The following is a 14,090-nucleotide window of genomic DNA, read 5'->3' as shown; positions in this document are numbered from 1 at the left end:
CCATGATTAGAAAGAATCTCGACTTGATCATCGTCGGTTTTGTGGTACTCGCTATCGTCATGTACGATGTGACGCTGGAGCTGCTGGGTGAATTGATGCATCTGGTGTTCGAAGGATTTCATGTGGCCTTCGAGTATGTCGAATTGGGTATTGAAGAAGCCGTCGAATTGGTGTTCCACGTTTTGGATGTCGGTGAAATCATCGAGTATCTATTCGAGTCTGACCGCCACGGCAGCCAGGTGGTGACGTTTTATATTTTGGTCACCATTGCCTGGTTCGGTTTTTATCGACTTTCGAAATTAGTTCCCCGGCTTTGGGCCTCTTTTAAGCAAATGCTTTTGAATACCTGGGTACGGCGGAAGACCGAATTAGAGTTGTATTGGCTGTCGCTGACGATAAGGGACAAGGTGACTATCGCTTTTACTGCCGTGGCTGTTGCTTATATCGCGTCATTTTTCGTGATGTGATGGCGTGCACCGTTGACGAAACCGTTTTATTTTTAATTTTCTTATGCCATTACTAGAACAAGTTACCCAATCCATTCTGGCCGGCAACGGCCTGCAAACCCAGGACGTAGACCGAGTGATGGCGGCGCTGCTCAGTGCGCCGGTCGACGCGGCCGATATTTATTTTCAGTCCAGTCATTTCGAGTCCTGGTCCATGGAGGGCGGCATCATCAAGGAAGGTAGTCATTCCATAGAACACGGCGCCGGGGTGCGCGTGGTGAGCGGCGATAAGACCGGCTTTGCTTACAGCGACCGCATCGAATTGCCGATTCTGCTGGAGGCCGCCAATAACGTCAAAGCCATTGTCAGACACGGTCAGCAGGCGCGGCGCCAGATCGAAGTCGCCAAGAGTTGGCCGCAGTTATACCAACCGGTCAATCCCTTAAAGTCTCTGGACGATCAGGCAAAAATCGACTTACTAAAACGTGTCGATAGCGAAACCCGCAAGTTGGACAGCCGGATCGAAGAAGTGATGGTCAGCTTGATTGCGGCTTATGACAGCGTGTTGATTGCCAATCAGGATGGCTCGTTGGCGGCCGATGTGCGGCCCTTGGTGCGGATGAACGTGACGGTGATTATGGTCGAAAACGGTCGCCGCGAGCAGGGCAGCATGGGCGGCGGCGGGCGCAGCGATTACAGCTTTTTTCTGGAAAATGATCGGGCTTTCGAATACGGCCGCGAAGCGGTGCGTTTGGCCCAGGTTAATTTGCAGGCCCAGGAAGCACCGGCCGGCAATATGACCGTGGTGTTGGGGCCGGGCTGGCCGGGGATTTTGTTGCACGAAGCGATCGGTCACGGTTTGGAAGGCGATTTCAACCGCAAAGGCACTTCGGCGTTTAGTGGTAGAGTCGGCGAGCGGGTGGCTTCTGATTTATGCACCGTAGTCGACGACGGTACGCTGGTTGGCCGGCGCGGCTCCTTGAATATCGACGACGAAGGCACGCCCACCGAAAACACCGTGCTCATCGAAAAAGGTATTTTAAAAGGCTATATGCAAGACAAGCTCAATGCGCGCTTGATGGGCGTCAAACCCACCGGCAACGGCCGCCGGGAATCGTATGCGCACTTGCCGATGCCGCGCATGACCAATACCTATATGCTGCCGGGGCAGAGCGATCCGGAAGAAATTATCCGTTCCGTTAAGAAAGGCTTGTACGCCCGTAACTTTGGCGGCGGCCAAGTGGATATTACCTCCGGCAAATTTGTATTTTCCACCAGCGAAGCCTACTTGATCGAAGACGGCAAAATTACCCGCCCAGTGAAAGGTGCCACGCTAATTGGTAATGGTCCGGACGTTCTGACCAAAGTATCGATGGTCGGCAACGACATGGCCCTGGATAGCGGCGTCGGCACTTGCGGCAAAGACGGGCAAAGCGTACCGGTCGGCGTCGGTCAGCCCACCTTGAAAATCGATGGTCTAACCGTCGGCGGTACCAGCGTTTAATGCCCCGGGCCGCTCGGCCCACACCTGCAATCGAATTCTAAGAGACTTACCGTGCAAAATCAGGAAGAAATTAATCGCTTAAAAAATGTCGTTCAACAGTTATTGGACGAAGCCAAACAACAAGGAGCCAGTGGTGCCGAAGCGGCGTTCAGCGTAGACAACGGGCTGTCGGTGTCGGCGCGGCTAGGGGAAGTGGAAACCGTCGAGTATCACTGCGATCAAGGCATCGGGGTTACCGTTTATTTCGGCCAGAAAAAGGGCTCGGCCAGCACCAACGATATTTCCAGTGATTCGCTAAAAGAAACCGTCAAGGCAGCCTGTAGTATCGCCCGTTACGCCAGCGACGATGCCTATTCCGGCTTGCCGGATGCCGAGTTATTGGCAACCGAGTTTCCGGATCTGGATCTGAACCACCCCTGGGATATTAACGCCGAGCAAGCCATCAATATCGCCATCGAATGTGAAAACATCGCGCGCGGCTACGACAAAGCGATTAGCAATTCCGAAGGCGCGTCGGTCAATACGCATCAAGGCACCCGGGTATTCGGCAATTCGCTGGGCTTTTTGCAAGGTTACCAATCCAGCCGACATTCGTTGAGTTGTTCGGTGCTGGCCGGCAGCGGCGACGCGATGCAGCGCGATTATTGGTACAGCGTGGCGCGTGATGCGGCAGCTCTGGAATCGGCTAGACAAGTCGGCGAAAAAACCGCGCAACGCACCATAGCTCGCTTGAACGCCCGTAGCCTAAGTACGCGGCAATGTCCGGTATTGTTTGCATCGGAAATGGCGTCCGGTTTGATCGGGGCGCTGATCGGTGCGATCAGCGGCGGCAGTTTATATCGCAAATCTTCGTTTTTGCTGGATACGCTGGATACGCAAATTTTGCCGGATTTCGTGCGCATTCATGAGCAACCCTTCGTGCGCGGTGCGCTGGGCAGCGCCAGTTACGACTCGGAAGGTGTCGCGACTAAGGCCAGGGATATTGTCAGCGACGGTATTTTAAGATCGTACGTGCTCAGCACCTACTCGGCCCGCAAGTTGGGCATGCAAACCACCGGCAATGCCGGCGGCGTGCACAATCTGACCGTCGAACCCGGCAGCAACGATTTTGCCGGCATGCTGAAATTGCTGGACACCGGTTTGCTGGTCACCGAATTGATGGGGCAGGGCGTTAATCGCGTGACCGGCGATTATTCGCGCGGCGCTTCCGGCTTTTGGGTGGAAAACGGTGTCATTCAATATCCCGTGCAGGAAATCACGATTGCTGGCAATTTAAAGTCCATGCTGCGCAACATCGTCGCCATCGGCAACGATGTGGATTTGCGCGGTAATATCCGGGTTGGCTCGATTTTGCTGGAACAGATGGCGATTGCGGGCGAGTAAATGCCCGGTGGGTTGTCTGTTCAGCCGATAATATAAGTCTAAGCGTCTCAGACCACTTCGGCATTATTAACCCGGCCCTTAAATCCTATTCGCCCTGTCGAAAGGCAATCCAGCCAGGGCTTCCGCTCAGCCCGAACGGAATACCCGTGATAATTAGGGCCGGGTTAATAGTCAATCAACCCGTTACGCCTGGGGTCAGTAAAAAGTGGCCTGCGGGTAGTTTTTCCGGGTAGGTGTAAGGGCTAGCCTTGTTTTCCGCAACCCAGCGCTTTTCCGCTATCGACTCGAAAGGCGGCGGCAATTCGCCCTGTAGCGACCAAAGATCGAATGGGGTTTCGTCAATTGAAATCTCCCAATCGAAACCACGCTCTTTGACAAAAGGCGCAATCACGTCGTCAAGCGTTCGCATCCACCATTCTCGTATGATCGGTCCCGGCAATGTCCGGGCGATTTGGTCAACCTTAAAGCGAATAAACTTGTCATTCCGCACGCCACCGACAAAACAATTGCCTTTAACCACTTCTTCGAAAATAACGACGGCGTAAAATCTTGGGATTGGCACCGCCGCATAGACGCTGGTGATTTGTTCAGCCAGTTCCTGTTTGTCTTCTGCGCTGAAGGCTCCGCTGGGATGGTAGACTTTCCACAAAGGCATGATGATTCTCCTGATATTTGAGTAAGTTTTGGTGATACTGCTAACCACCTTGTTGTTCTCAATCAGCATCCCGCCAAAACCCGGCGCTTGATGCACGATTGAGAGTCAGGCGACGCGCCACCGCGTTAACTTGCAAGTTCCTTGGGGGAAACTAATGCATATTCCTTGGGTAGAAACTAAACGGCAGCGGCTGCGTCGGCGGTAAATCTATGCCTGAGGAGGCAAACGGTAAAATGCTTTGTATTCATGCGCATATGAAAATAATTGATGCCAAACGCCCCAGGCATTTTCGGTAACATAGCCTGCGTTTACATTCCGGAAACCCAGCCATGGCCGACTTAAGAACGTTTGATTTGAATCTATTGATCGCCTTCGATCTGCTGATGAAGGAACGTAATGTGTCGCGGGCGGCGGAAAAAATGTTCATCAGCCAATCGGCAATGAGCCACGTGCTGCAACGCTTGCGGCAACAATTGGAAGACCCATTGCTGGTGAAAACCCCGGAGGGTATGACACCGACGCTACGCGCCCTGTCACTGGTGGCTCCCGTATCGGCGGTCATTAAAGATGTGGAAAACTTGATTCGCGCGCCGGCGCCGTTCGATCCCGCCACCTGCCGGCGCGCTTTTACCATTGCGGCAACGGATTACGTGGAAGCCTTGCTGTTGCCGATATTGGCGCCGCGCATTGCCCGCCAGGCGCCCGGCGTAGATATTCATTTCAAACGTACCAGCAGCCGCTTTCCTATTAATGCCTTGGAGCAAAGCGAGATAGACCTGATACTGGGTTTTGAAGTGATGTTGAATCCACCCAAGCATCTAAATTGCGAACGCCTGTTCGACGATTTCATGGTCTGCGTGGCCCGCATAGGCCACCCGCGAGTGAATGCGGCATTGACGCTGGAAGACTATATCGACCTGCCGCATATTCTGCTATCCAGAACCGGGGCCGGTATGGGCCAAGTAGACGCCTGGTTGGCGGAACACGGTCGCGAGCGGCGTGTGGCGCTGACCGTGTCGCATTTTCTGTCCGCATCGTTGATCGTGGCACAAACGGACATGGTCATGGCTTTTCCCAAACGAACGGCCGAGCAATTCGTCCGGAACTTGCCATTGCAATGGGTGCCCTTGCCGCTGGATTTACCGCATTACGACACGGTCATGGTCTGGCATCCGCTGCAAGACCAGGATATTGCCAACCGCTGGCTAAGGGATGAAATTCGCGCCGCTTGCGCCATGCTGGACCATCATTCCCCAAACGTCGGTTCGCCCAGCTCGGGAAAATAGCGGACCTGGATGCGCCGGCAATAATCGACTAACGACGATTGCGTTAAGGCGTAATCCTTGACCGGCGAGCTAACCGGACAAGCCATCAAATTGATCAATATGCCGTAGACCGAAGCATCGACGCTGCTGGGCCGATTTCCCAGCAAAAACGCCTTGCCGTGAAGCGCGGCGGCAAGAGCCGCCACGTCGCGCCGGCCCAATTCGAAAATGTCGGCAGCGGCTAGTCGGCCAATGCCATGGCCGCGTAGTTGTCCCCGAATCCGCCGCTTATAGATTGCGGCAACTATGTCCATCATGGGTTGGGACAAACCTTGAAAGATCGCCTGCTTATTGATTTGCCAATTCTCCGCTCCGTATTGCCAGCGGCTATACATGCATACCCAATACAAATGTTCTTCCAACAAGCGTTGCCAAGCCAGAGCTATGGCCTTTTGCTTGGTCGACAGATGCTCATCCAGGCTGTCGCCATAATGTTGTTGCAGGTAGCGAATAATCACCCGGCTATCGGGAAGCTTTAGGCCGTTGTCTTCTATGAAAGGTAGCTTGCCGAAGGGCGCATAGAGGGGCAAAGTTTCGGCAATCCGATATTCGATACCGGCCATGCGCAGATACGTTTCCAGCTTTACGCAAAACTGACTGGGGTTGGGAATGTTCCAGGCTCTGGGAAATTGATACAACGTAATCATGCGGAACTTTGTTTATGTCTCTGTAAACACTGGCGACATGCTCCAGAAATAGCTGGCCATTGCATCCTCTATAAAACAAACGGTGTCGTGATCGAATAGTACCATGCAGTGTTTGGCTGAATCCGGCTCTTGACATGCGGTTGGACTATACGCAGAAATGGGCCAAAGATTAGCCGCCATCCGGCAACACAAAGCGAATCGGCCGTGAACCGATCTTTGCGCCCGTCACCTCGTCGATGGCCACTGGTTTAATTGCCTGCCCGGTTTCGGCGTCCTCGATATACACCAGTTTGCCGCCACTACGGTGTTGGCTACCCCATGCCCCTATCATAATCAACACCGGCAGAAAATCGCGGCCGGCGGCTGTCAACACATACTCCTCCCGTGGCGGACGCTCCGAGTAAAGCCGCTTTTCCAAGATGCCTTCCTCTGTCAGCGTCGCCAAGCGCCGGGTCAACATCGTCGGCGCGATACCCAGGCTTTTCCGAAACTGGTCGAAGCGCGTCAGGCCAAAATGCGCGTCCCGCAGAATCAATAGACTCCAGGCGTCGCCGAGAAAAGCCAGGCTGCGCGCGATAGGACAAGGATCAGCACAAATATTTTTATCGTTCATACGTTTTTAGTAGTTACTTAATATTAAATTGATAGTAACATTGCTTTCAAAATGATAGTAACACTTAAGCGATAGACAATCCACCCCACGGGAGACTTGATATGAACAATAAAGACCAAGCCGTAGCCTTGATCACCGGTGCATCCTCTGGCATTGGGTTGGTAACGGCCAAGGCCCTGCAACGCGCGGGTTACCGCGTATTCGGCACCAGCCGCAAGGCAGCTGCAAGCGTCGACGGCATCACCATGCTGAGCTGCGACGTCACCGATGAAGCCTCGGTAAACGACACGGTAGCCGAGGTCTTGAAACAGGCCGGACGCATCGATCTGCTGGTCAATAATGCCGGTGTCGGCTTGCTAGGAGGCGCGGAAGAATCGTCCACCGCGCAAGCCCAGGCTTTGTTTGACGTCAACGTGTTCGGCATTACTCGCGTGACCAATGCCGTGTTGCCGACCATGCGCAAGCAAGGGAAAGGCAGAATCGTCAATATCAGCTCCGCCCTTGGTTTTATCCCAGCGCCTTACAACGCGCTGTATGCCGCGACCAAGCATGCGGTCGAAGGCTATTCCGAATCGCTGGACCACGAACTGCGCAGCTTCGGCATCCGGGTGGTACTGGTGGAACCGGGATATACCCGCACCGCGTTCGAAGCCAGCCTCACCAAGCCCGATCAACCGCTGGCCGTCTACGACTCTGTGCGTGCCGGCATGGAAGTGGTCATGCGCAATGGTGTGAATGCGGGCGATGCTCCGCAGGTGGTCGCCGACACGGTGTTGAAAGCCGCGACTGCCGTGGCTCCCAAAAGGCGCTATACCGCCGGAAAACAGGCAAACCAAGTGCGCTTTCTGCGTCGTTTCATGCCGGAAGCCTTGGTGGACAAGAGCTTGCGCCAGTTTAACCAGCTGCCGATAGTCTGAATGATTGGAAGATAAGCACATGATCTATTCATCTAAGAATGCCATGACAGTGGCGCATGCCGCGAGTAGGCATGTCCGAGAAGGAACGGTAGCGATATGAGTCTTGTGAACGAAACCGGCGCCGGGCTCAATGGCTTAAACCAGTTGCGTGCCCTGATGACCTCCGAGCGTAAGCCGGGAATGTTGATGTCGCTGGATTTCGAGCTGGTGGAAGTCGATCTAGGCAAAGCCGTGTTTGCCGGCAAACCTGGCGAACATGCCTATAACCCCCTGGGCACCGTTCACGGCGGCTATGCGGCCACTTTGCTGGATTCCGCCTGCGGCTGTGCCGTTCATTCCAGACTAACCGGAAAGCAGGCCTATACCACCTTGGAATTGAAAATTGCCTATCATCAGGCCATGACCAAGCACACGGGCTTGGTAAGAGCGGAAGGCAGGGTTTTGTCGTTAGGGAAGCGAGTCGCTTTTGCCGAAGCCCGTCTGATTGATGCAGAAGACCAGCTCTATGCCTCGGCGTCATCGACATTATTGATTTTCGGGCGAGAGGCTAATTGATGGCCATTGCTTTGCCGAACCATTGCAGCGTAATTCCCCTGCAGCCGTCGATGCCAAGTTGGCCGCCGAGATCCTGATCAATAACAGCAGCGAATGATTATTTCGAATATCACTCAACCTTTTACCGAAGGAGGCAGCCACATGCCGAAACCAAATACGCCGTTTACACCGATTGCCCCTGACCGGCTGCAATTCCAATTCACCAACAAAGGCTGGCTGCTGGCTGGGCTGTTGCCGCTTATGATGAACGCCGGCTGCAGCGACCAGGACAAACCCACACAATCCGTTGTCCGCCCGGTGAAGGTGTTTCGCATCGAGCAAAACGCCGTCGCCGGCGCCAGAAGTTTTGCCGGGGAAGTCCGGGCCAGATTCGAGACGCCCTTATCCTTCCGAGTGGCCGGTAAACTGCTGGAGCGCAAAGTGGACGTCGGCGACTCCGTGCGTAAAGGCCAACTGCTGGCGATACTGGACGGCAACGATTACCGCCTGGCCGTGCAGGGCCTTAAGGCTCAGCTGGCTTCCTCCCTGGCCGACAGTAATTTTCTGCGCGACGATCTGGTGAGATACCGCGAATTACTGAACCAGCAAGTCATCAGCCCGCCGGAGTTCGAACGCCACGAAACTGCTTACACCACGGCGCGGGAGCGGACGGCGGCGCTGGCAGCGCAATTGGCTGAGGCGAATAACCAGCTGAGCTATACCGAATTGCATGCCGACCGCGACGGCGTGGTGACGGCGCTGGCTGTCGAGGCCGGACAGGTGCTGGCGGCCGGCCAAGCCGTGGTGACACTGGCCCAGCTCGACGAAAAGGAAATTCACTTCGACGTGCCCGAGCATCGCTTGGCGGAAATCAAACACCAACAAGCCGTTAGCGTGTCTTTGTGGTCCGATGACGAACGGCGGCTCAATGCTAAAATCCGCGAAATCGCCTCGGCCGCCGATCCGGCCAGCCGCACCTACCGCGTCAAGGCCAGCTTGCTGGAAGGTCTGGATGCCGCGCAATTAGGCATGACGGCGACCGTTCATATAACGGCGAACACCGCTTCCGGTATCGCCATCCCGCTGTCCGCCGTCTATACCCCACAAAACCAACCCGATCATTCATTGGTCTGGGTGGTCGACGAGCAGGCGGCTACCGTCAAATCCGTGCCGGTTCGCCTGGGCGAAACGCAGCCCGGCGAACGCATTGCCGTCGACGGGCTCGCCGCCGGCCAATTGCTGGTCAGCGCCGGTGTTCAACGTCTGGCCGAGGGGCAGGCTGTGCGCTTGCCGGAAGGATCGGAATTGCCTAATAACCACGGTCGGCAGGAACAATTATGAAAGCGTTCAACCTCAGCGAATGGGTGCTTAACCATCGCTCCTTCACCGGTTTTATGCTGGCATTGGTGGTGCTCGGCGGGGTATTCGCCTATCACATGCTGGGCCAGCAGGAAGATCCGCCGTTCACGTTCCGAATCATGGTGGTCAAGACCCTCTATCCCGGCGCCACCGCTTTGGAAGTCGAGCATCAGTTGACCGACAGGCTGGAAAAGAAAATCCAGGAGCTGCCCAACCTGGATTACCTGCGCAGTTACTCCAAACCCGGCGAATCGGTGATTTTCGTCACCCCGCGCGAAGATACGCCGCCCAAGGAGATTCCCGAGCTTTGGTATCAAGTGCGCAAAAAAGTCGATGACATCCGCATGACGCTGCCGCCCGGCAGCATCGGGCCGTTTTTCAACGACGAGTTCGGCGATACCTATAGTCTGCTCTATGCCTTCTCTGGCGACGGCTTTAATTATGCCGACCTCAAACTGGCGGCCGATTCGGTCCGCCAACAGTTGTTGCGGGTCAAGGATGTCGAGAAGATCGATCTGATCGGCGTACAGGATGAAAAGATTTTCGTCGAGTTTTCCGACAAAAAGCTGGCCGAACTGGGCCTGGAGTCGGCGGCGGTGGCTCAGGCCGTGCAGGCGCAGAACGGCATGGCGCCGGCCGGCACCGTGTTTTCCGCGCAACGCAATCTGCCGATACGCCTGACTGGCTCGTTCGACTCGGAAGATAGCGTCGCCAATATGGCGGTACGCCTCGCTAATCGCACCTTCAAGGTCAAAGATTTTGCAAAGGTGACGCGCGGCTATGTCGATCCAGCGGAATTCAAGATGCGTTTCAACGGCAAATCGGCCCTGGGGCTCGGCGTGACCATGAATAAAAAAGGCAATGTGATCGCCCTGGGAAAAAACCTGGAGGACACGCTGGCCGGCATCATAAACGAGTTGCCGTTGGGCATGGACGTGGAGCAAGTCGCCAATCAAGCGCATGTGGTGAAAAACCAGATGGCGGAATTCGGCCAAACCTTCCTCGAAGCGCTGGCTACCGTATTGGTGGTCAGCTTCTTGAGCCTGGGCTGGCGCACTGGTTCCGTGGTGGCGCTGACTGTGCCGCTGGTGCTGGCCGCCACCTTGCTGGTGATGCTGCTGTGCGGCATCGATTTGCAGCGGATTTCCTTGGGCGCATTGATCCTGGCGCTGGGCCTGTTGGTGGACGATGCGATGATTGCCGTCGAGATGATGGCCCGCAAGCTGGAAGAAGGTTGGGACCGGATGCGCGCCGCGACCTATGCGTATACCGCCACCGCCTTTCCGATGCTGACCGGTACCTTGATCACCATCGCCGGTTTCCTGCCGGTGGGATTGGCGCAATCGTCGGCCGGCGAATATACCGTGGCGATTTTTCAGGTGGTGGGCATTTCGCTGATACTGTCGTGGATAGGCGCGGTGGTGTTCACTCCGTATCTGGGATTCTTGATTCTCAAGGTGCATGCCAACGCCGACGGCCCGATCCACGATTTGTTCGATACGCCGTTCTACAACCGCTTGCGGCGCTGGGTGGATGCCTGCGTAGCGCACCGTAAGAAAGTCATTGTCGCCACGCTGGCTTTGTTCGGCCTAGGTGTGGTGGCCTTAACCCACGTTCCCGAACAGTTCTTCCCGCTATCCAATCGACCGGAAGTCATTGTCAACCTGTGGCTGCCGGAAGGCAGTGCCTTCGAGCAAACCGAAGCCGCCGCCAAACGCATGGAAGCGTTATTAGCCGAGGACGAGGACGTGGAGCATGTCGCCAGCTATGTTGGCAGCGGTACGCCGAGGTTTTTCATGTTGATCGTGCAACAACTGGCGAATACCAATCTGGCCGAACTGGTGGTGATGACCAAGGATAACCAGGCGCGGGAACGGGTGATGCAGCGCGTCCGCCGGATTCTTGAGACCGACTTTCCGAACGTGCGCGGTCGGGTGAAGCGTCTCAATGTCGGGCCGCCTATGGATTATCCGTTGGCGTTCCGAGTGCTCGGCGAAAATCCCAACATCGTGCGCGGCATTGCCGAGCGGGTGGCCGGGGTGGTGCGCAATCATCCCGGCACCGTGGATGTCAACGACGACTGGCATGACCGTATGCCGTCGTTCCGCTTAGATTTGGATCAGGACAAGGCCCGCGCCCTGGGCGTGTCGACGGCCAGCCTGTCACTAGCCTTGCAGGCGCATTACACCGGCATCCCGGTCGGACAACTGCGCGAGCAGGATAAATTGATCGACATCGTCTGGCGGGCCAGCCCCGAATTACGCAGCGCCGCCGACCAATTGCCGGACGTCGCGGTGCGTACGGCCAATGGCAAGGCAGTAGCGCTGTCGCAGTTCGTCAAATTCGAGACCGTATTCGAGGACGGCGTGCGCTGGCGGCGCAACCGCTTTCCGGCCATCTCGGTACGCGCCGATGTGGCCGACGGCAAGATGGCCCCGGACGTGGCGGCGGAAATCGTCCCGAAACTTAAACCGATTCAGTATAGCCTGCCAACCGGCTATTTCATCGAAACCGGCGGCTCCAAGGAAGACGCGGTGAACGCGCAAAAGTCGATTCTGATCTGGATTCCGCTGGTGCTGATTGTCACGCTGATCCTGTTGATGATGCAGTTGCAGAATCTGTCCAGGACTTTCATGGTGTTCAGCACCGCGCCGCTGGGCGTGATCGGCGCGGCCTTCGCTCTGCTGTTGTTCGGAGCGCCGTTCGGCTTCGTGGCCTTGCTCGGCATCCTGGCGCTGGCCGGCATGATCATGCGCAATTCGGTGATTTTGGTGGATCAGATCGATCAGGACGAACAGTCAGGACTCGACACTTGGTCGGCCATCGTCGAATCGACAGTGCGGCGGTTCCGGCCGATCATGCTGACCGCAGCGGCGGCGATCCTGGCGATGATACCGCTGTCGCGCAACGACTTCTTCGGCCCGCAGGCCATCGCGATCATGGGCGGGCTGACGGTGGCGACCGCGCTGACGGTGTTCTTCCTGCCAGCGTTGTATGCGGCTTGGTTCAGAGTGGCGCGTACCGACGCAAAAACTCCCTCTCCCGCCGGGAGAGGGTTGGGGTGAGGGGATAAGGCTTTGTTTTATATGCCCTCATCCTAACCTTCTCCCAAGGGGAGAAGGAATAAACCCCGCTTTTACGATAATCCTCGCGGATACCGCGCGATGCGGCAACGGAGTTTTACAATGAATAATCGATATTTAACACCACTGACCATACTGTCCCTGGCTAGTCTAATCGCCTGTACGCCGACCCGCGTCGGGGACCAGGTAGCGCTCAATAGCCCGGCAACCTGGCAACACGCGCCCAATGCCCAAACCGCCGAAACGGCGGACCTGAAGACTTGGTGGCAAGGATTCAACGACCCCTTGCTGAACGAGTTGATAGACCAAGCCTTGGCCGCCAACCACGATCTGAAGATCGCCTCCGCTCGCGTCCGCGAAGCCAACGCGATGGTCACCGTCGCCGAAGCGGCGCTGTACCCCAGTCTAGATTTCTCGCTGTCCGGCGGCCGGGAAAAACGCATCGACCGCATCGTCGGCGTGCCGAGCGAGCAAGGCATCAAATTGATCACTCCGACCGCCGATGCCGTCAGCGGCGGACTGGCGGCGCGCTGGGAAATCGACGTGTTCGGCGGCCGGCATTTGGAAGCGGAAGCCGCCGCCGCGCAAGCCGAAGGCAGTCAGGAAGGCTTGCATGCGGCGCAAGTCGGCCTGTTGGCCCAGGTGGCGACCAATTATCTGGAACTGCGCGGCGTGCAGCGACGCACCGGCATTCTGCAAGAAAATATAGCCTTGCAACGCGAGCGGCTGAGGACATCGCAGGTATTTGTTAAAGCCGGGCTGGCAAACGAGGCCGATCTGGCCCGCCAGCAAACCTTGTTGCAGGGCACCGAAGCGACGCTGCCGGGTTTGGTTAACGCCGAGCAAAACCTGATCCATAGTTTGGGCGTATTGCTGGGCGAGCCGCCGGAAAACCTGGGAACGCGGCTGGCCGCTGTCGGCCGGTTGCCGAAGCAAGCGCCGGCCATGCCAAACCTGCTGCCGGCCGACATACTGGCGCAACGGCCGGATCTGCGCCTGGCGCAAACCGAAGTCAGCGCGGCGGCGGCCAGCCTGGGTTCGGCGCGGGCCGATCTTTATCCCAAGATCGTTTTGTCGGCCAGCGGCGGTCTCGGCGCACTGGCGGTCGGCGGGTTTCCGAGTCTGGCGGATAGCGTGTATGCGCTGGGCTCGGGGCTTTCCGCACCGATCTTCAACGCCGGCCGCATCCGCGCCCATATCACCGCCGCAGATGCGCGGTTGGAGCAAGTCGCGGCCAATTACGAGAAGACTTTCTTGTTGGCTTTGGAAGATGTCGAAAACGCCTTCGTCGCCCATCGTGCCGCGACCGATAGCTTCGGCCGATTGACTGAAGCGGAAGCCTCGGCGGAAAAAGCCTACCGGCTTGTCGATACCTTGTATAGTCGCGGCGCAGGGAATTATTTGGCCGTTTTGGATGCCCAACGCAGCAAACTGTCTGTCAGCGACGAACGCGCCAAAGCCGAAACGGCGGTCGGCGTGGCGATGGTGTCGTTGTACCGGGCTTTCGGTGGCGGCTGGACAGTTGATTCATTGGTGAGTGGGATCGACAATAAATCGATCGCTAGCCGCGACAAGCAATAGCAAAATCAACGAAACTCATCGCAATTGTGCAAACAGGAAAATC

Annotated in this window: 12 protein-coding genes; 9 read left to right on the top strand and 3 right to left on the bottom strand. The window is 56.5% G+C overall.

Going from position 1 to position 14,090, the window contains the following annotated elements; translation table 11 throughout:
- Positions 1-2: 2 nt before the first annotated feature.
- From JWZ98_RS20230 to pmbA, 3 genes are read left to right on the top strand one after another with little or no spacing between them, the layout of a single operon-like run.
- Positions 3-467 (top strand): hypothetical protein, encoded by a 465-nt coding sequence (locus JWZ98_RS20230; RefSeq protein WP_033159385.1) that lies wholly within the window; start codon positions 3-5, stop codon positions 465-467.
- Positions 468-510: 43 nt separating this feature from the next.
- Complete coding sequence (tldD, locus tag JWZ98_RS20225) at positions 511-1,950, top strand: metalloprotease TldD (RefSeq protein WP_101053255.1); 1,440 nt, start codon at positions 511-513, stop codon at positions 1,948-1,950.
- Positions 1,951-2,001: 51 nt separating this feature from the next.
- Positions 2,002-3,333 (top strand): metalloprotease PmbA, encoded by a 1,332-nt coding sequence (gene pmbA / locus JWZ98_RS20220; RefSeq protein ID WP_205451523.1) that lies wholly within the window; start codon positions 2,002-2,004, stop codon positions 3,331-3,333.
- A gap of 175 nt (positions 3,334-3,508) precedes the next feature.
- Here pmbA and JWZ98_RS20215 read toward each other — a convergent pair whose 3' ends face one another.
- Positions 3,509-3,988, bottom strand: a complete 480-nt coding sequence (locus JWZ98_RS20215; protein ID WP_205451522.1) for a tautomerase family protein — start codon at positions 3,986-3,988, stop codon at positions 3,509-3,511.
- A gap of 329 nt (positions 3,989-4,317) precedes the next feature.
- Between JWZ98_RS20215 and JWZ98_RS20210 the strand changes: the two genes are divergently transcribed.
- Entirely contained in the window at positions 4,318-5,274 is a 957-nt protein-coding gene (locus JWZ98_RS20210; protein ID WP_205451521.1) for a LysR family transcriptional regulator, read from the top strand.
- Here JWZ98_RS20210 and JWZ98_RS20205 read toward each other — a convergent pair.
- Both JWZ98_RS20205 and JWZ98_RS20200 read right to left on the bottom strand, forming a co-directional pair.
- Positions 5,235-5,960, bottom strand: coding sequence for a glutathione S-transferase family protein (locus tag JWZ98_RS20205; protein ID WP_205451520.1), 726 nt, complete (start codon positions 5,958-5,960; stop codon positions 5,235-5,237). The two genes, JWZ98_RS20210 and JWZ98_RS20205, sit on opposite strands and share 40 nt — an antisense overlap.
- 169 nt (positions 5,961-6,129) lie before the next feature.
- On the bottom strand, positions 6,130-6,573 hold the full coding sequence (locus JWZ98_RS20200; protein ID WP_101053249.1) for a helix-turn-helix domain-containing protein: 444 nt from the start codon (positions 6,571-6,573) through the stop codon (positions 6,130-6,132).
- 101 nt (positions 6,574-6,674) lie between these two features.
- Here JWZ98_RS20200 and JWZ98_RS20195 point away from each other — a divergent pair, with 101 nt between their 5' ends.
- The 5 genes from JWZ98_RS20195 (at position 6,675) to JWZ98_RS20175 (ending at position 14,047) form a co-directional block, all read left to right on the top strand.
- Positions 6,675-7,490, top strand: a complete 816-nt coding sequence (locus tag JWZ98_RS20195) for an oxidoreductase (RefSeq protein ID WP_205451519.1) — start codon at positions 6,675-6,677, stop codon at positions 7,488-7,490.
- 96 nt (positions 7,491-7,586) lie between these two features.
- On the top strand, positions 7,587-8,045 hold the full coding sequence (locus JWZ98_RS20190; protein WP_205451518.1) for a PaaI family thioesterase: 459 nt from the start codon (positions 7,587-7,589) through the stop codon (positions 8,043-8,045).
- Between the two features lie 141 nt (positions 8,046-8,186).
- Complete coding sequence (locus tag JWZ98_RS20185; RefSeq protein WP_240348114.1) at positions 8,187-9,365, top strand: efflux RND transporter periplasmic adaptor subunit; 1,179 nt, start codon at positions 8,187-8,189, stop codon at positions 9,363-9,365.
- A complete protein-coding gene (locus tag JWZ98_RS20180; RefSeq protein WP_205451517.1) occupies positions 9,362-12,448 on the top strand; it encodes an efflux RND transporter permease subunit in 3,087 nt (1,028 codons plus the stop codon). Before JWZ98_RS20185 ends, JWZ98_RS20180 begins: the two co-directional genes overlap by 4 nt.
- A gap of 120 nt (positions 12,449-12,568) precedes the next feature.
- Positions 12,569-14,047 (top strand): TolC family protein, encoded by a 1,479-nt coding sequence (locus JWZ98_RS20175; RefSeq protein ID WP_205451516.1) that lies wholly within the window; start codon positions 12,569-12,571, stop codon positions 14,045-14,047.
- The last annotated feature ends 43 nt before the right edge of the window (positions 14,048-14,090 follow it).

Origin of the sequence: Methylomonas sp. EFPC1, from assembly GCF_016925515.1 — a bacterium.
Taxonomy (GTDB): Bacteria; Pseudomonadota; Gammaproteobacteria; order Methylococcales; family Methylomonadaceae; genus Methylomonas; species Methylomonas defluvii.
The sequence above is the reverse complement of the archived record's forward strand: the minus strand, read 5'-3'. Positions and strand labels throughout refer to the sequence as shown.